At 62.8% G+C, this 22792-nt stretch carries 22 protein-coding genes; 14 read left to right on the forward strand and 8 right to left on the reverse strand.

Translation table 11 applies throughout. The annotated features are described in order from the left end of the window. Positions 1-178: 178 nt before the first annotated feature. The 13 genes from M2400_RS08985 (at position 179) to M2400_RS09045 (ending at position 13701) form a co-directional block, all read left to right on the forward strand. Positions 179-778, forward strand: coding sequence for an amino acid synthesis family protein (locus tag M2400_RS08985; RefSeq protein ID WP_177042692.1), 600 nt, complete (start codon positions 179-181; stop codon positions 776-778). Between the two features lie 411 nt (positions 779-1189). Next, on the forward strand, positions 1190-2137 hold the full coding sequence (locus M2400_RS08990) for a flavin reductase family protein (RefSeq protein WP_177042693.1): 948 nt from the start codon (positions 1190-1192) through the stop codon (positions 2135-2137). A 22-nt stretch (positions 2138-2159) separates the two neighbouring features. Then, positions 2160-3671, forward strand: a complete 1512-nt coding sequence (locus M2400_RS08995) for an aldehyde dehydrogenase (protein WP_259195655.1) — start codon at positions 2160-2162, stop codon at positions 3669-3671. A gap of 18 nt (positions 3672-3689) precedes the next feature. Then, positions 3690-4766 carry an LLM class flavin-dependent oxidoreductase gene (locus M2400_RS09000; RefSeq protein ID WP_177042695.1) on the forward strand — a complete coding sequence of 359 codons (1077 nt, stop codon included), beginning with the start codon at positions 3690-3692 and terminating at the stop codon, positions 4764-4766. After that, a complete protein-coding gene (locus M2400_RS09005; RefSeq protein WP_259195654.1) occupies positions 4766-5578 on the forward strand; it encodes an alpha/beta fold hydrolase in 813 nt (270 codons plus the stop codon). The genes M2400_RS09000 and M2400_RS09005 overlap by 1 nt, the downstream gene beginning before the upstream one ends. Then, a complete protein-coding gene (locus M2400_RS09010) occupies positions 5571-5966 on the forward strand; it encodes a carboxymuconolactone decarboxylase family protein (protein WP_259195653.1) in 396 nt (131 codons plus the stop codon). Before M2400_RS09005 ends, M2400_RS09010 begins: the two co-directional genes overlap by 8 nt. Before the next feature lie 179 nt (positions 5967-6145). Then, a complete protein-coding gene (locus M2400_RS09015; RefSeq protein ID WP_259195652.1) occupies positions 6146-7342 on the forward strand; it encodes a glycine betaine/L-proline ABC transporter ATP-binding protein in 1197 nt (398 codons plus the stop codon). Next, positions 7335-8231, forward strand: a complete 897-nt coding sequence (locus M2400_RS09020) for a proline/glycine betaine ABC transporter permease (RefSeq protein WP_079443397.1) — start codon at positions 7335-7337, stop codon at positions 8229-8231. Before M2400_RS09015 ends, M2400_RS09020 begins: the two co-directional genes overlap by 8 nt. Before the next feature lie 72 nt (positions 8232-8303). After that, the gene (gene proX / locus M2400_RS09025) at positions 8304-9329 is read left to right on the forward strand and encodes a glycine betaine/L-proline ABC transporter substrate-binding protein ProX (protein ID WP_177075838.1); all 1026 of its coding nucleotides are present in this window, start codon (positions 8304-8306) and stop codon (positions 9327-9329) included. A gap of 226 nt (positions 9330-9555) precedes the next feature. Further along, the gene (locus M2400_RS09030; RefSeq protein ID WP_259195651.1) at positions 9556-11043 is read left to right on the forward strand and encodes an NAD-dependent succinate-semialdehyde dehydrogenase; all 1488 of its coding nucleotides are present in this window, start codon (positions 9556-9558) and stop codon (positions 11041-11043) included. After that, a complete protein-coding gene (locus M2400_RS09035; protein ID WP_259195650.1) occupies positions 11040-12425 on the forward strand; it encodes an aspartate aminotransferase family protein in 1386 nt (461 codons plus the stop codon). Before M2400_RS09030 ends, M2400_RS09035 begins: the two co-directional genes overlap by 4 nt. 166 nt (positions 12426-12591) lie before the next feature. Further along, a complete protein-coding gene (locus M2400_RS09040; RefSeq protein WP_259195649.1) occupies positions 12592-13080 on the forward strand; it encodes an Lrp/AsnC family transcriptional regulator in 489 nt (162 codons plus the stop codon). A 63-nt stretch (positions 13081-13143) separates the two neighbouring features. Continuing rightward, positions 13144-13701 carry a GNAT family N-acetyltransferase gene (locus M2400_RS09045; RefSeq protein WP_177121826.1) on the forward strand — a complete coding sequence of 186 codons (558 nt, stop codon included), beginning with the start codon at positions 13144-13146 and terminating at the stop codon, positions 13699-13701. Here the strand turns inward: M2400_RS09045 and M2400_RS09050 are convergent. Continuing rightward, positions 13679-14563: an EamA family transporter gene (locus M2400_RS09050; RefSeq protein ID WP_177113187.1), complete on the reverse strand. Its 885-nt coding sequence runs from the start codon at positions 14561-14563 to the stop codon at positions 13679-13681. The genes M2400_RS09045 and M2400_RS09050 overlap by 23 nt on opposite strands. Positions 14564-14679: 116 nt before the next feature. Between M2400_RS09050 and M2400_RS09055 the strand changes: the two genes are divergently transcribed. After that, a complete protein-coding gene (locus M2400_RS09055) occupies positions 14680-15456 on the forward strand; it encodes a helix-turn-helix domain-containing protein (protein WP_259195647.1) in 777 nt (258 codons plus the stop codon). A 55-nt stretch (positions 15457-15511) separates the two neighbouring features. Here the strand turns inward: M2400_RS09055 and M2400_RS09060 are convergent, their stop codons facing one another. The 7 genes from M2400_RS09060 to fmdA form a co-directional block, all read right to left on the reverse strand. Then, positions 15512-16537, reverse strand: a complete 1026-nt coding sequence (locus tag M2400_RS09060) for a hypothetical protein (protein ID WP_259195646.1) — start codon at positions 16535-16537, stop codon at positions 15512-15514. A gap of 170 nt (positions 16538-16707) precedes the next feature. Further along, entirely contained in the window at positions 16708-18063 is a 1356-nt protein-coding gene (locus M2400_RS09065) for an MATE family efflux transporter (RefSeq protein ID WP_259195645.1), read from the reverse strand. Positions 18064-18085: 22 nt separating this feature from the next. Next, positions 18086-18649, reverse strand: a complete 564-nt coding sequence (locus M2400_RS09070; protein WP_259195644.1) for a DUF2239 family protein — start codon at positions 18647-18649, stop codon at positions 18086-18088. A 50-nt stretch (positions 18650-18699) separates the two neighbouring features. Continuing rightward, positions 18700-19656, reverse strand: coding sequence for an AAA family ATPase (locus M2400_RS09075; RefSeq protein ID WP_259195643.1), 957 nt, complete (start codon positions 19654-19656; stop codon positions 18700-18702). Between the two features lie 167 nt (positions 19657-19823). Further along, the gene (locus M2400_RS09080) at positions 19824-20867 is read right to left on the reverse strand and encodes an aliphatic amidase (protein WP_177042710.1); all 1044 of its coding nucleotides are present in this window, start codon (positions 20865-20867) and stop codon (positions 19824-19826) included. 15 nt (positions 20868-20882) lie between these two features. Continuing rightward, complete coding sequence (locus tag M2400_RS09085) at positions 20883-21230, reverse strand: zinc ribbon domain-containing protein (RefSeq protein WP_177075851.1); 348 nt, start codon at positions 21228-21230, stop codon at positions 20883-20885. A gap of 2 nt (positions 21231-21232) precedes the next feature. Next, positions 21233-22462: a formamidase gene (gene fmdA, locus M2400_RS09090; RefSeq protein WP_177075853.1), complete on the reverse strand. Its 1230-nt coding sequence runs from the start codon at positions 22460-22462 to the stop codon at positions 21233-21235. Positions 22463-22792: the final 330 nt, after the last annotated feature.

Genomic DNA, 22792 nt, shown 5'->3' on the forward strand with positions numbered 1-22792 from the left:
AGGCGCTCACCCGAACATGGAGGTCACGGCAGCCACGTTGCCTGCCAGGCCCGCCTGATACTTGCGCCGGTTCAGAGCAATGTCCAGTGGATTTGCACTCCGAAACCACGGAAGACGCTGTTGGCCAATGCTCCTAGCCTAAGGCCACAACCAACAGCCACAAGGGCGACGAGTCATCATGAATCTGGAAAATCTGGGCGTCAGGAAGTACTGCACCTTTATCGAAGAAACCCTTATCGAAGGCGGCAAGGACGCCGGCAAACCCATCACCCTGATCGTGGTTGCCGCGGTGTTGAAAAACCCTTGGGCCGGCCAGGGCTTCGTCGAAAACCTGCGCCCGGAAATCCTGCGCCTGGCCCCGGGCCTGGGTTATGAAATGACCCGCCGCCTGATCGCCCTGATGCCCGGCGGCAAGGTCGAAGCCTTCGGCAAGGCGGCGGCGGTGGGGGTCAACGGTGAAATCGAGCACGCCTCGGGCCTGATCCACACCCTGCGCTTCGGCAACCTGTTTCGCGAAGCCGTGGAAGGCACCGCCTACCTGAGCTTCACCAACACCCGCAACGCCCCGGGCGCCCTGCTCTCGCTGCCGATGGTGCACAAGAGCGAAACCGGCAAGCGCTCGCACTTTCTCACCGCCAACTTCCAGATCGCCGATGCGCCGGGCCCCGACGAAGTGTTGATCGCCATCGGTGCCAGCGACGGCTCCCGTGCGCACCCACGGATTGCTGATCGCTACCAGGATATGGCGGAGATGGAAGCGGAACTGCCCAAGGACTGACGCCTCACTGAAGAACGACGCTCAATTGTGGCTAAGGAGCTTGCCTGTGACCAGGAGCTTGCCTGTGGCTGGGGAGCTTGCTTGTGGCTGGGGAGCTTGCTGTGGCGAGGGAGCTTGCTCCCGCTGGGTCGCGGAGCGGCCCCATGAATCCCGCCACAGTCCGCCTGAAAGAACCCGGTTGGCTTTGGGGGGCTGCTTCGCAGCCCAGCGGGAGCAAGCTCCCTCGCCACAGGCAAGCTCCTAGTCACAGGCAAGCTCCCTCGCCACAGGGTTGATGTATTTGTCATGGAAATGCCGGAGCACTACGAAGCACAGCAAAACTTTCACCATCGTTACCATTTTTCGACGCAAGCCCACGGTCTCCCTTCCTCGTAGGCTTGCTTCACACCACAAGAACAAAGGAGTACCCCGATGCCGAGCACCGTGATCAGCGCCAACGTTGCAGCCGTCGATCCGGGCGCCTTGCGCCAGGCCTTCGGCACCTTCGTCACCGGCGTCACCGTCATCACCACCCATGACGCCGACGGCAACCCACGCGGCATGACCGCCAATTCGTTCACCTCGGTGTCTCTCGACCCGCCGCTGCTGCTGGTGTGCGTGGGCAAGTCCGCCGCCAGCTACACCGCGTTCGCCAACACCGAACAATTCGCCGTCAACCTGCTGCATGAAGGCCAGGTCGACGTCTCCGGCACCTTTGCCTCCAAGTCGCCGGACAAGTTCCACACCGTCAACCACGACACCGTGCACACCGGCGCGCCGATCCTCACCGACAGCCTGACCTGGTTCGATTGCAGCGTGCACCAGCGCATCGAAGCCGGCGACCACCTGGTGCTGATCGGCCAGGTACGTGCCTTCGGCACCAGCCCCAAGCTGCCGCTGTGTTTCTGCCGGGGCCGCTACGCCAACATCCAGGACCCGCTGCCGGCCAGCTGGCTGGACTCCCACAAGATGATCATCGGCTACCTGATCGAAGCCGACGGCGGGATCCTGTTCCGCGCCGATGGCAACGGCGGCTGGACACTGCCGGTGGCCGGCAAACGCAAAGGTTTTATCGACGCCGGTAACAGCTCGCTGCCGGTGGAACAGGAATCGACCTTCCTGTACTCGGCCTTCGATGTCGACGACACCGACCCCGGCTACCTGATCTACCGCGCCCAGCTCGGCCCGTTCGACAGCGGCCTGCCCGACACCCTGCGCGTCTTCCCGCTGGACGCGTTGCCCATCGAACAGATGCCGGTCAACGAACTGCGCTCGGTGGTGCGTCGCTATGCCCGCGAGCGCCAGAACCAGCAATTCGGCATCTACACCGGCTCCGCCGCCAGCGGCCGCATCGCGATGCTCGAAAACGCGCCCCTTTGACACGCACCCACAGGACTCCTGCATGAAAACCACGGTCAGCGCCCTTGAGGGCAACCGCCTCAACCTGTTTATCGACGGCCGCTTCGTTGCGCCCGCCAGCGACACCTACGTCGACAGTTTCGACCCCACCACCGGCCGGTCCTGGTACCAGTTCGCCCAGGCCGATGCCGGTGACGTCGCCAGCGCCGTCGCTTCCGCCCACAAGACCTTCAACGACCCGCAGTGGCGCAATATGACGCCCACCGCACGGGGCAAATTGTTGTATCGCCTGGCCCAGCTTGTGGCCGAGCACGCCGAAGAACTGGCGCTGCTGGAAACCCGCGACAACGGCAAGCTGCTGCGGGAAATGCGCGCCCAGATGAGCGCCCTGCCCGACGCCTACATCTACTTCGCGGGCATGGCCGACAAGCTGCAAGGCGAGGTGATCCCGGTCAACAAGCTCAACCAGCTCAACTACAGCAGCCGGGAACCGTTGGGCGTGGTCGGCATGATCACCCCGTGGAACTCGCCCTTGATGCTGCTCACCGGTACCCTCGCGCCGTGCCTGGCCATCGGCAACACCGTGGTGATCAAACCGTCGGAACACGCCAGCGCCTCCACACTTGCACTGGCCGAATTGATCATCGAAGCCGGCTTTCCGGCGGGTGTGGTCAACGTGGTCACCGGCAACGGCGCCGTCACCGGCGATGCGTTGACCCGCCACCCGGACATCGCCAAATACGTGTTCACCGGCAGCACCGACACCGGCCGACGCATCGCCGGCAACGCCGCCAACAACCTGGTGCCGTGCCAGATGGAATTGGGCGGCAAGTCGCCCCACGTGGTGTTTGCCGATGTCGATATCGAGAAGGCCGTGAACGGCGTGGTCTCCGGGATCTTCGCCGCCGCCGGGCAAAGTTGCGTGGCCGGTTCGCGCTGTTTTGTCGAGGCGCCGATCTACGACAAATTCGTCGAGGCCCTGGTGGCCCGCACCCAACAGATCAGCGTCGGCCACCCGATGGAAGAACACACCGACATCGGCCCGCTGGCCCTGCAAGCCCAACTGCAAAAGCTCGAAGGCTACATCGCCAGCGGCGCCAGACAGGGTGCGCAGATTGCGGTCGGCGGCAAGCGCCCCAACGCGGCCAGCCTGTCCGAAGGCTGGTACTTCGAACCCACGGTGATGGCCAACGCCACCAACGACATGCCGTTCATGCGCGATGAACTGTTCGGCCCGGTAGTGGGCGTGATGCCCTTCACCACTGAAGAGCAAATGCTCAGCCTGGCCAACGACACCCACTACGGCCTGGCCTCCGGCATCTGGACCCAGAACATCGACCGCGCCCTGCGTTTTGCCAACCGCATCGACGCCGGCACGGTGTGGATCAACACCTACCGCAGCTCGGCCTACATGTCCGCCAATGGCGGTTTCAAACACAGCGGTTATGGCCGTCGCGGTGGCTTTGACGTGATGCGCGAGTTTTCCCGGGCCAAGAACGTGGTCATCGATTATTCCGGCGAAATGCAGGACCCCTTCGTCATTCGCCTGCGCTGATTATTCAAGGAGCACCTTATGAAATTCGCCGTATCCCTGAGCATGGAACGCTTCTCGCCGGACGTGCCGATGCAGACCGTCATGGCCAACCTGCTGGAGCTGGCAAAGATCGCCGATGCCGGCGGCTTTGAAACCCTGTGGACCTCCGAGCACCACACCCTGGAATGCACCATCGCGCCCAACCCGTTCCAGACCCTGACCTGGCTCGGCCAGCACACCGAGCGCATTCGCCTGGGCACCGCGACCCTCGCCGCGGCCTATTGGCATCCGATCCGCCTGGCGGGCGAAGCCGCGCTGTGTGATCACCTGACCCAAGGTCGCCTGGAGTTCGGGATTGCCCGCGGTTCCTACCAGTACGAATTCGACCGCATGACCCCCGGCCTGCAACAGCAGGAAGGCGTGGGCTACATGAAGGAACTGGTGCCGGCGGTGCAAAAGCTCTGGACCGGCGACTACGCCCACGACGGCCACTACTGGAAATTCCCGCAGACCGCTGCGGTGCCCAAGCCATTGCAAAAAGGCCATCCACCGATCTGGGTCGCCGCGCGGGACCCGGGCACCTTCGATTGGGCGGTGAGCATTGGCGCCAACATCCTGTCCACCCCGCTCTCGCTGCCGGCGGCCGAAATCGCCGTGCTCGGCGAGAAGTTCAACAAGGCGGTGGCCGACAACCCCCACGTGCCGCGCCCGCGCTTCATGATGCAGCGCCGCACCTGCGTGTACGCCAATGCCAACGACTGGGAACTGCCGGTCAAACACAGCATGGACTTTGGCCGCGCCTTCGAAAACCTGATGCAGAACATCGGCACCGTGCACAACGGCTTCCCGGAGCCGGTGCCGTTTGAAAGCGTGCGCGGCAAAGACAACTACAACCCGGAAAACCTGCGGCGCAACCTGATGTTCGGCACCCCCGAGGAGATCATCGAAAAGCTGCTCGACTACGAAGCCGCCGGTGTCGACCAGTATTGCCTGGGCCTGACCTTCAACCTGCCGTTTGAATTGCAGAAGCAGACCCTGCGCCTGTTCATCGATGAAGTGATGCCGTTCTTCGCCGAGCGCGAACGCGCCAGACAACGCGACAAGGTCAGCGCGTGATGGGCCAGGCACAACGTTTCAGCGTGGCCAACGTCACGCTCAACTTTCGCCTGGACGGGCATGGGCCGCGCCCGCTGGTGTGCATTCACGGCGTGGGCTCCAGCCTCGAGGCGTGGGCCGAGACGGTGGCCGGTTTGCAGGAGCAGTTCACCGTGCTGACCTTCGACCTGCGCGGCCACGGCCAGTCGTCGCGCACACCCGGGCGTTATGAAATTGATCACCTGGTGGGCGAGGCCCTGGCCCTGGCAGATCACGTGGGTTTCAAGCAGTTCGACCTGGCCGGGTTCTCGTTGGGCGGTTTGATCGCCCAGCGCATGGCCCTGACCCATCCGGCGCGGGTGCGTCGCCTGGTGCTGCTGTCCACCGTGGCCGGGCGTAACGCCGAGGAGCGCGAGCGGGTGCAGGCACGCCTCGCCGCGTTGCAGGCCGGGGAGCCCGTGGCGCATTACGAGGCGTCGTTGTCGCGCTGGCTGACCGAGGACTTCCAGGCACGCCATCCCGAGGCCGTCACCCGTCTGCGTCAGTTGAATGCCGAGAACGACCCCGGCTGTTATGCCGCGGCGTATCGCATCCTCGCCGAGTCGGATTTCGGCGAACAGCTGTCACGGATCCACTGCCCCACGCTGATTGCCACCGGCGCCGACGATGCCGGCTCCAACCCGCGCATGGCGGCGTTCATGCACGCGCGCATCGAGGGTTCGCAACTGCAGATTCTGCCGGGGCTGCGCCATTGCATTCTGATCGAGGCGCCGCAACAGGTGGCCGCCCTGATACGCGATTTTCTAACCGACTCGGAGACCCATCATGGATAAATCACTGCAGGCCCAGGGCGAAAGCGTACGCCGCAAAGTCTTGGGCGATAGCTACGTCGACCAGGCCCTGGGCCGCGCCGACGACTTTTCCCGCCCCTTCCAGGCGGTGCTCAACGAGTATTGCTGGGGCATGGTCTGGACCGACGACAGCCTGGACCTCAAGCAACGCAGCCTGCTCAACCTGGGGATGCTCGCGGCACTGGGGCGCATGGACGAATTCGGCACGCATTTTTGCGGTGCCATCCGCAACGGCCTGAGCGACGACGAACTGCGCGCCGCCCTGGTGCAGATCGCGGTGTACTGCGGCGTTCCGGCGGGTGTCGAGGCGTTCCGCGTGGCCCGCAAGGCCCGGGAAAGCATGGCTCCATCGGATTCACCGACCGGTTGACGGCCAACCCTTGCACTCGTCACACCGCTCATGCTGTAAGTGCCTTGGCACCACAACAAGAAATTTTTGCGACTGCACCTTGCGTCGTCATAGCTCGAAGATTTTTAACTGCCAGTAGCCCAAAAATTTCTATTGATGAAGTTTTCCGCAGATTGCAAAACAACAATTGGAGGCAATTGGTGAGCGAACGACTAAAGATTGAGAACCTCTACAAGGTCTTTTCCTCGACGCCCGACAGAGCCATGCAGCTCTTGACCGCCGGGGCCAGCAAAGACCGGATCCTGGCCGAGACCGCAACCGTGGTCGGCCTCAACAACGTATCGCTGTCGATTCCAAGCGGTGCGATCTACATGATCATGGGCCTCTCGGGCTCGGGCAAATCCACCCTGGCGCGCTGCATCAACCGCCTCAACGAACCGACCGCGGGCAAGATCCTGCTGGACGGCGAAGACCTGGTGACCCTCGACGAAAACCAGTTGCGGGAAGTGCGCCGCACGCGCATCTCCATGGTGTTCCAGCACTTCGCGCTGCTGCCGAACAAAACCGTGATCGAGAACACCGAGTTCGGCCTCAAGCTGCGGGGTGTCTCGGCGGCCGAGCGGCGCAAGCGTGCCCTGGAAGTGCTGGCCATTGTGGGCCTGGCCAAGTGGGCCGATCACCATCCCCACGAGCTGTCCGGCGGCATGCGCCAGCGCGTGGGCCTGGCCCGTGCACTGGCCACCGACGCTGACGTGTTGATCATGGACGAAGCCTTCAGCGCACTCGACCCGTTGATCCGCACCGAGATGCAGGACGAGTTGCTGCGCCTGCAACGCACCCTGAAAAAAACCATCCTGTTCATCACCCACGACTTCCAGGAAGCCCTGAAGCTGGGCACGCGCATCGCGATCATGGCCGACGGCCAAGTGGTGCGCGAGGGCACGCCCCAGGAAATCGTGATGGACCCGGGCAGCGATTACGTCGCGGCGTTCACCCGCGAGGTGGACCGTTCGCGGCTGTTCGATGCGCGCTCGATCATGGAGAAAGCCAACACCCTGCTGGTGCAAGGCGACACCCGGGTGGTGGGCAATGAAAGCTCGGCAGCCTTCGTGCTCAACACCAGCGGCAAGGCCGTCGGCGTGCTGGACTCGGCGGCGCTGCTGGCCGTGGGCGGCGGCGCCGACGCACTGCAACAGTTGTCGAGCCAGTTCGTCAGCGTGCCGGCCAACGCCAAGCTGGTGGAAGCCGCGCGCCTGCTCAAGCCGGGCCTGCCGGTGGCGGTGGTGGATGGCGACGGGCTGTTCGTCGGCACGCTCAACAGCGCGCACATTCTTGATTGCATAGCCAGCGTCCCGGCCCCGCGCCCTGCCGCTGCGGAGGTTGCACAGCATGCTTAGTTCAGAAGACCTCGCGGTTCTGCCCGTAGACCAATGGATCAGCCAGGGCGTGGAGTGGCTGGGGATTCATCTGCGGCCGATGTTCCAGGCGATCCGCTGGCCGGTGGAGCACCTGCTGGGGCTGAGCGACACGGTGATCCACGCGATCCCGTTCCCGGTCATGGTGCTGCTGATGTTCGTGATTGCCTATCGCGCCGCGAGCCTGGGAGTGGCGGTGTTCAGCGCCGTGGCCCTGGTGGTGATCGCCGCGCTGGGAGTGTGGGACGAGGCCATGACCACCTTGTCGCTGATCACCACGGCGATCGTGATCTGCATGGTGGTGGGCATTCCGGTGGGCATCTGGTGCGCCCGTAGTGAGCGGGTGTGGGGCGTGATGCGGCCGATTCTCGACATCATGCAAACCACCCCGACCTTCGTGTACCTGGTGCCGGTGGTGATGCTGTTTGGCGTCGGCACCGTGTCGGGGGAAGTGGCGGTGGTGATCTCTGCCTGCCCGCCGCTGATTCGCTTTACCTACCTGGGCATCCGCATGGTCGACACCGAACTGGTGGAAGCCGGCCACGCCTTTGGTGCAGACAAGCGCCAGTTGCTCTGGGAAATCCAGCTGCCCCTGGCGATCCCGACCATCCTCGGCGGCCTCAACCAGACCGTGCTCACGGCCATGGTGATGTCGGTGGTGGTGGCGATGATCGGCGCCGAAGGCCTGGGCCTGGTGGTGCTGCAAGGCCTGGGGCGGATGGACGTGGGCCGCGCGGCGGTGGGCGGGATTGCCATTGTGCTGCTGGCGATGATGCTCGACCGCATCACCCAGAACCTGGCGCAGCCGACGGTGCGCAAACGCAAGTCGCTGTTCAAGCGCCTGCTGAATCCGAACCCGGTAAACGCATAAAAATACAAGAAATCATGAATGCCCGTTGTTGACTGCCAACCCTGACCATAACGAGAAAAAAAAGAGGAAATCATGATGCATCCATTCAAAGCCTTGCTTGGATTTGCAGCAGTGTTGTACCTGGCAAGTACGCAGGTGTGGGCCGAAGATTTACCCGGCACCGGCAAGACCATCCGCTTCGTGCAATCGGAGAGCACCGGCGGCAACTACGTACTGACCAAAATCGCGATCGAGGCCACCAAGCGCCTGGGCTATGCAAGCAAGTTGAGCACCGTGAACACCACGCTGTTCTTCCCCGCCGCCGCCCAGGGCGACCTGGATTTGTCGATGGACGTGACCTTGCCGATGCTGCAACCCAGCTTTGACAAGGTGAAGGACCGCACCGAAGTGGTGGGCGCAGGCTTCATTACCGGCGCCGGCTACAACGGCTACATGATCGACAAGAAAACCGCCGATGCGTACGGCATCACCAGCCTGGAGCAAATGAAGGACCCGAAAATCGCCGGGCTGTTCGGCAAGGACGGCAAGGCCAACCTGATCAGTTGTGACCCGGGTTGGGGCTGTGGTGATGTGGTGGATTACCAGCTCGACAAGTTCGGCCTCAAGGACACGGTGAACCCGGTTCGCGGCAAGTACGAAGCGCTGATGTTCGAAAACGTCGCCCGCCTCAAACGTGGCGAGCCGGTGTTTTTCTATGCGTGGGCACCGTCGTGGATGACCAACACCATGGTGCCGGGCAAGGACGTGGTGTGGTTGCCGACGCCGTTTGATGCATTGCCGGGCAATGTGCCGAGCACCACGTCGGCACTCACGCCCGGGGTTGCCGGGTGTGCCGGCGGGGCCGATCCGTGCCGCATGGCGATGGCGGCGTGGAACTGGTACGCGATCGGCAACAAGCAGTTCATCGCGGCGAATCCGGCGATCAAGAAGCTGGTGGAGCAGATGACGTTCTCCCAGGCGACGTGGAGTTATTGGGAAAAAACCATCAGCGCCGACGGCTCCAGCGAACGCAATATTCGCAAGCTGGCGGAGGACTGGATGAAAGAAAACAAAGCGACCTTTGACGGCTGGATAGCCACCGCAAAAACCGCGAAGTAGCACCCATTCAATGTGGGAGCTGGCTTGCCTGCGATGGCGGTGGTGAATTCAACATCGTTATCGCAGGCAAGCCAGCTCCCACAGTTGATTTTCACCCGCCGCAAAAAAACCTGTTTGGGCGACATCAATCAGAAAAAACCCACTGCCCCACCCCCACCAAACCACCAATCCCGCACGCGCCCCTGCCCTAGCATTACTCCCACTCAGACGAACCGGAGTGAACCCGATGACCTACAAACACCCACTGCTGTTCAAGGCCCTGTGCTACGTCGACGGCCATTGGGTCCACAGCGCCAGTGCCAGCACCATGGCCGTGCACAACCCGGCGAACCAGCAACTGATCGGCCATGTGCCGATGCTGGAAAAACCCCAGATTGTCGCCGCCATCGACGCCGCACACCGCGCCTTCCCCGCCTGGCGTGAACAGAGCCTCGATGCCCGCGCCACGATCCTGCGGCGCTGGGCGGCCCTGATCCTCGAACACCAGGAAGACCTCGCCCGTATCCTCAGCCAGGAACAGGGCAAACCGCTTGCCGAAGCCCGCGGCGAAATCGCCTATGCCGCAAGCTTCATTCCATGGTTCGCCGAAGAAGCCCGGCGCCTGTACGGCCAGAACATTCCCAGCCATATCCCCGGTGCGCACCTGGGCACCCTCAAGGAACCCGTGGGCGTGTGCGCCCTGCTGACCCCGTGGAATTTCCCCTCGGCGATGATCACCCGCAAGGCCGCTGCCGCCCTCGCCGCCGGTTGCACGGTGGTGGTCAAGCCCGCCCATGAAACCCCCTACTCGGCCCTGGCCCTGGCGCAACTGGCCGAGGAAGCCGGCTTCCCGCCGGGGGTGTTCAACGTAGTGCTGGGCGAACCGCAGATGGCCATGCAAACCCTGGTGCAGGACAGCCGCGTGCGTTCGGTGAGCTTCACCGGCTCGACCCGGGTCGGCAAGCTGGTGTTGCAGGCGGCGGCACAGGACGTGAAGAAGGTCTCCCTGGAACTGGGGGGCAATGCGCCGTTTATTGTCTGCGCCGATGCCCACCTTGAGCACGCCGTGAAAGTCGCAGTGGAGGCCAAATTCCAAACCTCCGGCCAGGACTGCTGCGCCGCCAACCGGATCATGGTGGAGCGTTCGATCTATCCCGAATTCCTCAGCCATTTCGCCGCCGCCGTGCGGGAGCTGCGGGTCGGCCCGGCGTTGATCGGCGGCCAGGAGCAAAACGTCGACATCGGCCCGCTGATGCACCAGGCCGCCTTCGACGTCACTGCCGAGCGCGTGGCCGATGCCCTGGAGCTGGGCGCAAACCGTCTGGTGGGCGGCGAAGCCCATGCACTGGGCGGGCTGTTTTACCAGCCCACGGTGCTCGCCGACGTGACCCCGCAGATGCGCATCTACCGCGAAGAAAACTTCGCACCGATCGCCGGGGTGATGCCGTTCGACTCGATTGAACAGGCCATCGAGATGGCCAACGACACCGAGTACGGCCTGGCCGCCTACATTTGCTCCAACCGCCTGGACCTGATCTACCCACTGATCCGCCGCCTCGACCACGCCATGGTCGCCGTCAACGGAGTGAAATTCACCGGCCACCCGATTCCCTTCGGCGGCATGAAAGCCTCGGGCCTGGGCCGTGAAGGCGGCGCCGAGGGCTTCGAAGCCTTTGTCGAAACCAAATACTTTTGCCTGCATCACCAAGGCCAATTCCAAGGAGAGCAACCATGAGCCAAGCACTCGAAAGCCTGTTCGAACAAGACCGCGCGCACTTCATGCACCCGTCCACCCACGCCCATGATCACGCCAGCGGCGCACTCAAGGGCCGCATCATCCAGAGCGCCTCGGGCATCCGCATTCGCGACCACGAGGGCCGTGAATTCATCGATGCATTCGCCGGCCTGTACTGCGTGAACATCGGCTATGGCCGTACCGAAGTCGCCGATGCGATCTACAAGCAAGCCAAGGAACTGGCCTACTACCACACCTACGTCGGCCACTCGACCGAGGCGATCATCGAGCTGTCGAGCCGTATCATGGACTGGGCGCCCGAGGGCATGAAAAAGGTCTATTACGGCCTGTCCGGCTCCGACGCCAACGAAACCCAGATCAAGCTGGTGCGTTACTACAACAACGTGCTGGGCCGCCCACAGAAGAAGAAAATCATCTCCCGTGATCGCGGCTACCACGGTTCGGGCATCATGACCGGCAGCCTTACGGGCCTGGCAGCGTTTCACCAGCATTTCGACCTGCCGGAACAGGGCATCCAGCACACCGTTTGCCCCCACTGGTACCGCAAGGCGCCGGCGGGCATGGACGAGGCGGCATTCGTACGTTACTGCGCCGACGAGCTGGAAAAAATGATCCTCGCCGAAGGCCCCGACACCGTCGCCGCCTTCATTGGCGAACCGGTGATGGGCACCGGCGGCATCGTGGTGCCACCGGCCGGTTACTGGGCGGCGATCCAGGCGGTACTCAACAAGTACGACGTGCTGTTGATCGCCGATGAAGTGGTCTGCGCCTTCGGCCGCCTGGGCTCGAAAATGGGCAGCCAGCGCTACGGCATGCGCCCGGACCTGATCACCACCGCCAAGGGCCTGACCAGTGCGTATGCGCCGCTGTCGGCGGTGATCATCGGTGAGAAGGTGTGGGACGTGATTGAAAAAGCCTCAACTCATGAGGGCGCCATGGGCCATGGCTGGACCTACTCCGGGCACCCGATCTGCGCGGCGGCGGCATTGGCCAACCTGGATATCCTGGAGCGGGAAAACCTCACCGCCAACGCGGACGAAGTCGGCAGCTACCTGAATCGCCGCCTGCGGGAAACCCTCGAAGGCCATCCGCTGGTGGGCGAAGTACGCGGTGACGGCATGCTTGCCGCCGTGGAATTCATGGCCGACCGGGAGCAACGCACGCCGTTTGATGCAGCGCTGAAGGTTGGCCCGAAAGTCTCGGCCGCCTGCCTGGAACGCGGCATGATCGCCCGGGCCATGCCCCACGGCGACATCCTCGGCTTTGCTCCGCCGCTGATCCTGACCAGGGCTGAGGCCGACCTGATTGTCGACATCACCAAGGGCGCGATCGACCAGGTGGCCGGCGAAGTATTGGGCTGATGAGGCCGCCTGTGGGAGCTGTCGAGCTTTAGCGAGGCTGCGATAGCGGTGGGTCAGGCAACCTCAATGTTTGCAATGCCGACGCCATCGCAGCCTCGCTAAAGCTCGACAGCTCCCACAATTTAGTGGCCTGATATTTACCCGCCCGCTTCAGAGTCTGCTCGCAATGCACAAGCTTGACCGCTATGACCTGAAAATCCTGCGCATCCTCTCCGCGGACGGGCGCATCACCAAGTCGAGCCTGGCCGAGGCCATCAACCTCTCGGTGACACCGGCCTGGGAACGCGTACGCAAGCTGGAAAGCGCCGGCCTGGTCAAGGGCTACCGCGCCGTGATCGACTGGAACCAGGTGTTCAAGAGCCAGCAACTGCTGGTGGAAATCACCCTCGCCCGGCACACCGCCCAGGACATGCGCCGCTTCGAACAACGCATGAGCGACGCCCCCGAAGTCGAGTTCTGCTACGCCACCGGCGGCGGCGTGGACTACATCGCGATGATCCGCGCCACCGACATCGACCAGTACCAGCGCTTCATCGATCAGCTACTGATGGAAGACCTGGCCATCGAGCGCTACTTCACTTACATCGTCACCAAAACCATCAAGGCCAGCGGCGCACTGCCGGCCCAGGCGCTGGACGACGCCGCCTTCTCCTGACCCTTGTACAACACCCCCAATCCCGGCAGGATTGCGCCCGTGACTTTCACGGACGAGCACTTTATGACCCTGCCCTTTTTCGCCCCCGTTCTCCTCACCACCAAGCGCCTCGGCCTGCGCCCTCCCCATCAGGATGATTGGCGCGCGCTGTTTGCGATCTGGTCCGATCCCGAGGCCATGCGCTACTTTTCCTTCCCCACCATGATTCGCGCCGAGCAGGCCATCGAACGCTTCGGCCAACTGATGGAGGCCTCGGTTGCCGGTGAAGACCTGGTGTGCATGGTGGAGTTGCTGGCCACCGGCGAGGTGATCGGCAGTTGCGACCTGTTCAATGTCGATGAGCAATGCCGCCGCGCCGAGATCGGCTTCACCCTGAACCGCCAGCACTGGGGCAAGGGCTACATGAGCGAAGCCGCCCGCGCCGTGATCGACCATGGGTTCGACACCGCCGGGCTGCGCCGCCTTGAAGCCGACATTGACCCGCGCAACCTGGGTTCCGCGAAACTGCTTGAGCGCCTGGGTTTTGTCCGCGAGGGCCTGTTGCGCGAGCGCTGGGTGGTGGGCGACGAGGTCTCGGACAGCGCATTGTACGGCCTGCTCAAGCGTGACCGTCCTGCCTGACCCACAACGGGCGCCCCTTCTTCAGGCCGACGATCAAGGCCAGCAGGATCAAGCCCATGGCCTGCCACTGCGCAGCGCCGGGGCGCTCACCGAGGATCAGCATCGAGCTGACAATGCCAAACACCGGGATCAGCAGTGACAGCGGCGCGACCCGGGAAACCGGGTACTCGCGCAACAACAGGTTCCAGCCCCAATAGCAGAAGTGCGTCGCGCCATACACCTGGAACGCCAGGGAGAACAGCGCCACGCCGTTCAATTGGGCAGGCAAGGCGACAAAGGCTTGCGAGCCGTCCAGCAGCCACGTCAACAGCAGCAGCGGCACCGGTGCAAACAGGCTGGCCCAGACCACGAACCCAAAGATCTCCCGCACCCGGGAAACCTTGATGATGATATTGCCGACGCTCCAGGCCAGCGCACTGAACAGCACCAGGGCAAACCCCAGCATCGTGGCCGAGCCCTGCACCCCCACCAACATGCCCACCAGGCCCAGGGCCGCCAGCAGCACACTGATCAATTGCGCCAGGGAAAGGCTTTCACGAAACAGCAGCACGCCCCAGCCCATGGTAAAAAACGCGCTGAACTGGATCAGCAGCGACGCGCTGCCGGGCGGCACGCCCATGGCGATCCCGAGGTTGATCAAGGCCCACATCGCCACCCCGAATATCAAGCCGTAGGCCGCCAGCCACTTCACGGCAACCTGTGGCCGTTTTACCAGGAACACCCAGGGCAACGCCGCCAGGGTGAACCGCAGGGCCGTCAGCAACAGCGGGTTGATCTCGGCCAGGCCCAGCTTGGTAATGGGGAAGTTGATGCCCCACACAGCCGTCACCAGGACGGCCAGTAACAGGTGTTTGTGCTTCATGGTGACGGGGTCCGTTTGCTCAGTGGCACGGCGAGAGGCCATGCATCCGACCGATTTTTTCGCAAACCGCGATGGCCCGCCTGCGATTGTGGGTCAACAAAGGCTAGAATCAGGCCATGTCCGATATTTATCCCTACGAAAACACCCCCCGCGACGTGGTCGTGACCGCCGTCGACTATGCCGACAGCCAGCTGTTCCCCGCCCACGCTCACCCGCGCGGGCAGTTTGCCTATGCCCGCCTCGGTGTCATCACCGTCTACACCGCGACCGGCAACTGGGTCGTGCCGCCCCGACGCGCCATCTGGGTGCCGCCCGATGTGTCACACGCCATGCTGATGCGCGGGCCAGTGACGATGCTCAACACCTACATTCGCCCGCAGGCGGCGCGGCGGCTGGAACTGCCCCAGGCGTGTCAGGTGCTGGACGTATCACCGTTGCTTGGGCAGTTGCTGGAAAAAGCCGTTGAGGTGCCGGCGCGTTATGCGGCGGGGGGTCGCGACAGTTACCTGATGGGTTTGCTGCTGCACGAAATCGCCCGGATGCCGGTGCTTCCGCTCAGTGCGCCGTTGCCAGCGGAGCCTCGATTGGCCAAGGCCTGCGAGGAGTTTCTGGCTGGGCCTTCGCTGGAAATCAGCATTGATGCCATGGCGCTCAGCGCCGGCATGAGTCGCCGTACCTTTACCCGGCAATTCCGCCAGGCCACGGGCATCAGTTACCTGCAATGGCGCCAGCAAGCCTGCCTGCTGGCGGCGATTGTGCACCTGGGTAACGGCGAAACGGTGACAAGGGTGGCGCTGGACCTGGGCTATAGCAGCCCGAGCGCATTTGCGACGGTGTTCAGGCGTGTATTGGGCGAGGTGCCCAGTCGTTATTTCGCCAGGGCGCTTATGTAAAACCCCCAAAGGTTGTGTTCGACCCTTGGGAGCAGTTCACGGCCTATGAAAGGACTCAGGCAATTTTTTGCTCGGACGACGCGTACTTTTTGATCAGGTAGTCGAGGTTGTCCTTGTCAAATCGGCCATCTTCAATACCTGGCGTTTTTCCGTCGGATCTGATCCCGATGTCCAACTCCCGAAGAAGCTCTGGACGCGCGAGGAGTTGCTTGGCAAGGGCTCTCAGCTCAGGGCTATAGGTTTTGGAAGACTCCTGGATGCCTGCCGCCAGTTCAAGCTCGCCGACGTTGATATAGTCTTTCGACCCGTTGACCCACAACTCTGAAAAGTGCTCATTGATACCTTTGAGCAACACATCGGGTTTCATCGATGTGTACTGGAACTGTGCCAGGTCATCACGGGATATCTTCCCGTCAAACTTCCCGTCCTTATCCCCGTCAAGCCCACGGAACAGACCCGGCGCGTCCATCAGCGCATTGGCCAGGTTGATCTCCGACTGAGTAGCGGGAGTACCATCCTGATGTTTTCCAGCGGCGACCGCAGCCAGGGATTTATCGCTTATGAACCCGTCGGCATCGGCCAATGAACTGAAGCGCGCCATGGCGTTATCGGCAAGGTCCTCGGGCTTTTTGTCGCGATAAGCATTCAGTTGCCCGTTGTCCTTGTCAGAACTCTCGACCCTGTGACGCTGCAGACCATCCCCCCTGCCGCCGACAGGCAAGTCCTTTTTGGCGTCAGCGCCTTTAGTCTTCTCGCCTCTACCACCGGTCCTGAGGAATTCCTCGCTCCTGTCGATCAAGTCTCCATCAAACAGGCTGTGCTGGAGCACGGCCAGGGCCAGGGCCGTGATACCGTCGGTCGCAGCATTCCCGGTTGGCTTACGGTTGCCCACCGCTATCAGTTTTTCCAGGGTGAGCTCACCGGTCTTTTTGTCCACGAATTGGGAACTGTTCTTTACAAAAGCCTCAGCGATGTCTTCAGGCGTGGCCTGGTCGTAGGCAGTTGATGGCAGGGCAGCGGGCGTGGGTTGAGGCGGTGGAGGCGGAGCGAAGGTTTGATAGGGTTTGCCAACTGATGACATAAGTTATTCTCCAATGGATTAGACCTTGTACCGCCCATCCAGGACTGGTGTTGATCAACCAACGACCAAGCCGGATGGGCCAAGGCTGTGTGGCGCCTTGCCGAAAAATGGTTCCGAAACTTCCAGTTCCCGGCAGGAAAACCCTTCATCGTCCAGTAGGAACACCCCCCTCACACTAAGCGTTTTATCTGCTTGTGCCGCCAGACCAACCGGTAATACGCGGTCTGCAACCCCAGCATCGCCAGGTACGTTACCGGAAACGCCATCCAGACCCCTTCCAGCCCGAACCGGGCGTTGAGCAGGTACGCCACCGGCAACTCCACCCCCAACACACAAAAGATCGAAATCCCCACCGGCACCAGCACCACCCCGCTGGCGCGCATGATCCCGCCCACCACCGCCTGGAAGCCAAACACCAGGATGCTCCAGAGCATGATATGCAGCAGGTGCTCGGCCTTGACCCGTGCATCAACGTCGGTAATGAACAACCCCAGCAACCAGTGCGACAACCCATACCCCAGCACTATCAACCCTCCCGTCAGGCACAGGTTGATCAAAATCCCCGTACGCAGGATCGGCCCGATACGTTCCAGCCGCCCTGCCCCGATCGCCTGCGCCCCCAGGATCGATGCGGTGATGGCAATCGACAGCGCCGGAAACTGCACGTAGTTGACGATTTGCGTCACCGCCCCATACGCCGCCGTCGCCTGGGAACCATGGCTGTTGACCAGCGCCAGAATCACCAGCTCCGACAGCGACAGCACCACCATTTGCAAGCCGGTTGGCAGGCCGATACGCAGGACCTTGCCGAGGATCACCCGGTCCAGCCGCAGCGCCGCCATCAACTCGCGGTCCGGCGCCATCACGTGGTTTTTATGGCGCAGGCGCAGCACCAGAAAGGTCATCGCCAGGGCGTTACCCACCAGACCTGCCAGCACCGCGCTTTGGATGCCCATCGGCGGCAGGCCCAGCCAACCCTTGATCAGCGTCGGGGTCAGCACCAGGCCCACGGCGGTCGACACCATCAGCGCCAGCAACGGCGACACCGTGTCGCTCACGCCCCGCAGCAGCTGGGTGAACAGGATGAACACCAGCAGCAGCGGCATGATCAACATCATCATCTGCGCATAACCCACCGCGTCATCCAGTACATCCACCGGGGTGCCCAGGGCCTGCATCGCCGGGCGGGCAAACACGCTGCCCAGTACCGCCGCGATCACCCCGATCAGGGCGCCGAGGGTCAGGGTGGCGCCGGTGATCGACTTGACCATCGAGGTTTCCTGGGCGCCCCAGGCCTGGCCGATCAGCACCGACGCGCCCGCCCCCAGGCCAATCACCAGGGCGATAAAGAAAAACACGATGGGGAACATCCCCGACACGGCCGCCAACGCCTGGGTGCCGAGCATCTGCCCGACATAGATGCCGTTGAGCGTGCCGGAAAAGCTCTGGAGGAAATTGGACAGCACCATGGGTGCCAAAAAGATCAGGTAGATCTGCCACAACGGTCGTTTCTGGGTGACTTCCATGAAGGTTCGGATCTCAATGCAATCAGGCAGGGAAAGCGTTGCGTGACAACCAGGCCAGGTACAGCTTCACATCCACCGGCCAGTGCGCAATCTTGTTGGAAAAGTCAGCGCCATCCTGGGCAAACAAGGCCCGCGAGGCTTCTTCAAAACCTGGCAGGTCGCCGCCAAGGGCGCTCATGAAACGATAGCTGGATTCCTTCGCCTGGCGTTGCTGGTCATGCTCGGCATGGGCGTTGCGCGCTTCATCCACCAGCCGGCGCAAGGCCGCCGAGGCGCCGCCGCGTTGTTGCCCCAGCCACTCCCAATGCCGCGGCAACAGGGTGACTTCACGGGCGACCACGCCGAGCTTCGGGCGGCCTACAGCCGGTGACGCCGGCACTTCGGCCTCGTTCACCGCAACCGTCGGCTGCTGGGGTGCGTAATCGGCTGGCCAGGGATAGTCGACTTGAACACCGCTGGTGTCATCAAACACCAGCAAGCTGCCCGCCGACAGGTCGAGGCTTTTCAGGGTTTTGGCGACGTCGGCATAAGAGCCGGCGGCCACGCGTTGGTGGCCGAGGAAGGCGGTGCAGTGTGATGCGCTCATGACTTTTACCCGGAATATATTGTTTTACCCGGGTTATATTAACCTGAAATTCAGGGGATGCAAGGCGCTTGTTGCGAAACCACCAAACGATCGCTGCCGACCGTCACGCCCATAGGCCCCACACCCGGGTCGCGCAATACGCATTCGGCAATCGCCGGCTCCAGTTCGACCCGCAGCCGACGGCTCAGGGCACGCGCACCAAACCGTGGGTCATGGTCGCGGCACAGCCAGGCCCGCGCCGACTCATCCAGCACCAGTGAGCGTTGCTGAGCGGCGAGGCGCTGATTGAGTTTGCCGAGTTCCACCTCCAGCAACGCTTCAAGCCATTGATGATCGATGGGCTCGAACATCAGGATGCGGTCGATGCGATTGAGAAATTCCGGCTCGAAGTGGCTGTGCAAGGCATCCTCCAACACCCCTGCTTCACCGCGCCCCCACCAGCGCAGCGGGGCAAACCGCTGTCGATGCCGACGCGCCTGTTGCGCACCGATATTACTCGTCATGAAGATCAGGCTGTTGCGAAAGTCCAGCGTACGGGCGCCGCCCGCCAGGGTCAGCTGACCGTTTTCAAGGATGCCCAACAGGCTGCGCACCACTTCCTGGCTGGCCTTTTCCAGCTCGTCGAACAGCACGATACCGGGGCGGCTGTAGCTGCCCTGGATCAGTTCGCTGTTGAACAGGCTGATGCCCTCCTTGCTGCCGACATAACCCGGTGGTGCACCAGTGAGTGCGGCGGCGTAATGCTCCTGGGCCAGGGTGTGCATGTCGATACGGCAGAACCCGTCGGCCCGGCCGTGCAATGCCTGCGCCAGCAGCCGAACGATTTCGGTCTTGCCGACCCCGGTCGGCCCCATGAACAGGTTGACGCTCAGTGGCCGCTCACGCTCGCCGATATCGGCCTTGACCACCTTCAGCAGCCCTTCCACCTGGGCCAGGGCTGCGTCCTGGCCGACGATACGGCTGCGCAGCAAGGCCATGACCTGGGCCGGTTCAAAGGTAAACCGCATGCCTCACCCTATAACGATCAAAAGGACAATGAATAAACTGTGGCGAGGGAGCTTGCTCCCGCGGGACCGGGCTGGTGCTCCAGTGCGTAGCGCTGCTTAAATTTTGGGGCCGCTGCGCAGCCCAGCGGGAGCAAGCTCCCTCGCCACAGAGGGTGTGTTTCGCCAGTTCAGCCCGCCGTTTTTTCTTTACCGCCATGGGGCAACTGCCCCACCGGGCATTCAGCGACACCGACGGTATTGCGGGTAAACGCCTCGACATTCTCTTGGGCCTTTTGCGCGTCCAGCACCCAGGTGCGATAGAACTCGAAGGGGCAGTCCGCCACGCCCTTGTCTCCATCGCCCGAGGCGTGCATGCCGGTGTAGCCACGGTGCAGCAGCTTGAACAGATGGTTCTGCGACTGGTCGTTGGCCCGCGCATCGCGGATCTGCGACACCGACAGTTGGGCGTACTGAATGCCCATTTCTTCCTCACCGCATTCGCCCAGGGTACGCCCATCAAAACCGATGATCGCCGAGTGCCCGAAGTACGAATACACCCCGTCGAACCCCGCCGCGTTCGCCACCGCCACATAGCAGTTATTCGCCCAGGCCATGCTCTTGGACATCTGCACCTGCTGCTCCTTGGCCGGGTACATGTAACCCTGACAGCGCACGATCAGCTCGGCGCCTTTCATCGCACAGTCGCGCCAGATCTCCGGGTAGTTGCCGTCGTCGCAGATGATCAGGCTGACCTTCATGCCTTTGGGCCCGTCGCACACGTAGGTGCGGTCCCCCGGATACCAGCCCTCGATCGGGCACCACGGAATGCATTTGCGATAACGCTGGACGATCTCGCCGAGGTTATTGATCAGCACCAGCGTGTTGTACGGCGCCTTGTGCGGATGCTCCTCGTGGCGTTCGCCGGTCAGGGAAAACACGCCCCAGGTGTTGGCCTGGCGACAGGCCGCCGAGAAAATCGCCGTCTCTTCGCCGGGAATGCTTGCGGCGGTGGCCATCATCTCGTCGTGGTCGTACATGATCCCCATGGTGCTGTATTCGGGAAACACCACCAGGTCCATGCCGGGCAAACCCTGCTTCATGCCGACGATGATCTCGGCAATCTTCTTCGCGTTATCGATGACCTCGGCCTTGCTGTGCAGGCGCGGCATCTTGTAGTTCACGACAGCAACGCCGACCGTGTCCGGGCTGCTGGATATGTCGCCATGGCGCATTGCAAATCTCCTCGGTCAGTGACTGATCATCCAGGGCCGCGGCCCGGTCCTGGTCTTGAGGCCCAACGGGTTGGCCTTGCTCGGCACCACCGGCTTGCTGGTGCCGCAGCAACTGCAACCCGCCGGGTGCTTGCGCGACTCCTTGTACTCACCGACGGTTTGCGGCGCATGGGCGCTGCGCTCGTTGCCGGCAATGGCCTTGCGCTGGTTGGCCGACAGCGTGGTCAACGCCGGCGCCGACAGCAGCAACTGCCCGCCGGGGCTGTCGCAATACGGGCACTGGCTCGGCTCGTGACGCTGGGCGATAGGCCGCAGCATGGTGAAGGTGCCGCAGGACTCACAGGCATATTCGTAGGTCGGCATGGCTACAGGTCCGGTGCGATGGGCAGGTCGATGCTGCCGTCGAGGAACTTGGTCGGGCCGCTGGCGTTGGGGTTGATGTCGAACTCGAAGATCTCGGTGGGCAGCCACAACGTCGCGCAGGCATTGGGGATGTCCACCACGCCGCTGATATGCCCCTGCACCGGCGCCGAGCCGAGCAACGCATAACCCTGGGCCGGCGAGTAGCCGAACTTGGTCAGGTAGTTGATCGCATTGAGGCAGGCCTGGCGGTAGGCGACGTTGACGTCCAGGTAGTGCTGCTGACCTTGCTCATCGACGGAGATGCCTTCGAAGATCAGGTAGTTCTTGTAGTTCGGGGTGATCGGGCTTGGCTTGAACACCGGGTTCTTGATCCCGTACTTGGCCATGCCGCCCTTGATCAGCTCGACTTTCATGTGCACCCAGCCGGCCATTTCGATGGCGCCGCAAAAGGTGATTTCGCCGTCGCCCTGGCTGAAGTGCAAGTCACCCACCGACAGGCCGGCGCCGTTGACGTAAACCGGGAAGTAGATCTTCGAACCGCGGGACAGATCCTTGATATCGCAGTTGCCGCCATGCTCGCGGGGCGGCACGGTGCGGGCGCCGGTGGCTGCGGCGGCGTCACGGGCGGCACCCTTGAGCTTGCCCATGTGGGCGGTGGCGGCCAGGGGGGCGTTGGCCAGGGGTGGGACGCGGGTCGGGTTGGTGTCGATCAGCTCCTGCTCGCGGCGGTTCCAGTCGGCGAGCATTACCGGGTCGGGCAGGCAGCCGATCAGGCCGGGGTGGATCAGGCCGGCGAAGTTCACGCCCGGGATGTGTCGGGAGCTGGTGAACATGCCCTTGAAATCCCAGATGGCTTTTTGCGCGCTGGGGAAGTGGTCAGTGAGGAAGCCGCCGCCGTTCTGGCGGGAGAAAAAGCCGTTGAAGCCCCATTGGGAGTCGGCCTTGGCGCCGATGTCGAGCAGGTCGACTACCAGCAGGTCACCGGGTTCGGCGCCGTGTACGCCCACCGGGCCGGAGAGGTAGTGCACGGTGGAGAGGTCGACGTCGCGCACGTCGCTGGCGTCGTCGTTGTTCTTGATGGCGCCGGCGGTCCAGTCGTAGGTTTCGAGGATGAAGTCATCGCCGGGTTTGACCCAGCAGGCCATCGGGATGTCCGGGTGCCAACGGTTGTGGATCTGCTCGTTTTCGGTGACGGGTTGGTTGAGGTCGACTTTGATCAGGGTGTCGGTCATCGAGGTGCTCCCGGAGGGTGGCTGGGCTGTGGGAGCAGTCTCGCGGGGATGGGGTTGGGCGGGGAATACGTTGGATGACGTATGCCTCTGGGGGGCATATCCGTTTTTTGGGTGATGGCTGATATGGGTTCCGCTCTTACAGCGGGTCACTTTTGAAAGGAGCCCAAAAGTAACCAAAAGGCTCTTGCCCCACCACTCGGCACCTCGCTAATGCTCGGTGTGCCCTCTCTCCGGTATTACTCCGCGGGCCGCCGCGACGGGGCGTCCCTGCCCCGTCGCGGCTAAACCGGCGTCCTGCCGGTTTACCCGCTCCGTACTACCTGCGTTCGG

This window comes from Pseudomonas sp. BIGb0558 (assembly GCF_024807515.1).
Classification (GTDB): domain Bacteria; phylum Pseudomonadota; class Gammaproteobacteria; order Pseudomonadales; family Pseudomonadaceae; genus Aquipseudomonas; species Aquipseudomonas yamanorum_A.

Coding starts and splice junctions, on each gene's coding strand:
- M2400_RS09005 (WP_259195654.1), top strand. CDS start 4,766: ATGGGCCAGGCACAACGTTTCAGCGTGGCCAACGTCACGCTCAACTTT.
- M2400_RS09040 (WP_259195649.1), top strand. CDS start 12,592: ATGCACAAGCTTGACCGCTATGACCTGAAAATCCTGCGCATCCTCTCC.
- M2400_RS09030 (WP_259195651.1), top strand. CDS start 9,556: ATGACCTACAAACACCCACTGCTGTTCAAGGCCCTGTGCTACGTCGAC.
- M2400_RS09045 (WP_177121826.1), top strand. CDS start 13,144: ATGACCCTGCCCTTTTTCGCCCCCGTTCTCCTCACCACCAAGCGCCTC.
- M2400_RS09055 (WP_259195647.1), top strand. CDS start 14,680: ATGTCCGATATTTATCCCTACGAAAACACCCCCCGCGACGTGGTCGTG.
- proX (WP_177075838.1), top strand. CDS start 8,304: ATGATGCATCCATTCAAAGCCTTGCTTGGATTTGCAGCAGTGTTGTAC.
- M2400_RS08985 (WP_177042692.1), top strand. CDS start 179: ATGAATCTGGAAAATCTGGGCGTCAGGAAGTACTGCACCTTTATCGAA.
- M2400_RS09065 (WP_259195645.1), bottom strand. CDS start 18,063: ATGGAAGTCACCCAGAAACGACCGTTGTGGCAGATCTACCTGATCTTT.
- M2400_RS08990 (WP_177042693.1), top strand. CDS start 1,190: ATGCCGAGCACCGTGATCAGCGCCAACGTTGCAGCCGTCGATCCGGGC.
- M2400_RS09050 (WP_177113187.1), bottom strand. CDS start 14,563: ATGAAGCACAAACACCTGTTACTGGCCGTCCTGGTGACGGCTGTGTGG.
- M2400_RS09080 (WP_177042710.1), bottom strand. CDS start 20,867: ATGCGCCATGGCGACATATCCAGCAGCCCGGACACGGTCGGCGTTGCT.
- M2400_RS09000 (WP_177042695.1), top strand. CDS start 3,690: ATGAAATTCGCCGTATCCCTGAGCATGGAACGCTTCTCGCCGGACGTG.
- M2400_RS09035 (WP_259195650.1), top strand. CDS start 11,040: ATGAGCCAAGCACTCGAAAGCCTGTTCGAACAAGACCGCGCGCACTTC.
- fmdA (WP_177075853.1), bottom strand. CDS start 22,462: ATGACCGACACCCTGATCAAAGTCGACCTCAACCAACCCGTCACCGAA.
- M2400_RS08995 (WP_259195655.1), top strand. CDS start 2,160: ATGAAAACCACGGTCAGCGCCCTTGAGGGCAACCGCCTCAACCTGTTT.
- M2400_RS09070 (WP_259195644.1), bottom strand. CDS start 18,649: ATGAGCGCATCACACTGCACCGCCTTCCTCGGCCACCAACGCGTGGCC.
- M2400_RS09085 (WP_177075851.1), bottom strand. CDS start 21,230: ATGCCGACCTACGAATATGCCTGTGAGTCCTGCGGCACCTTCACCATG.
- M2400_RS09075 (WP_259195643.1), bottom strand. CDS start 19,656: ATGCGGTTTACCTTTGAACCGGCCCAGGTCATGGCCTTGCTGCGCAGC.
- M2400_RS09010 (WP_259195653.1), top strand. CDS start 5,571: ATGGATAAATCACTGCAGGCCCAGGGCGAAAGCGTACGCCGCAAAGTC.
- M2400_RS09060 (WP_259195646.1), bottom strand. CDS start 16,537: ATGTCATCAGTTGGCAAACCCTATCAAACCTTCGCTCCGCCTCCACCG.
- M2400_RS09020 (WP_079443397.1), top strand. CDS start 7,335: ATGCTTAGTTCAGAAGACCTCGCGGTTCTGCCCGTAGACCAATGGATC.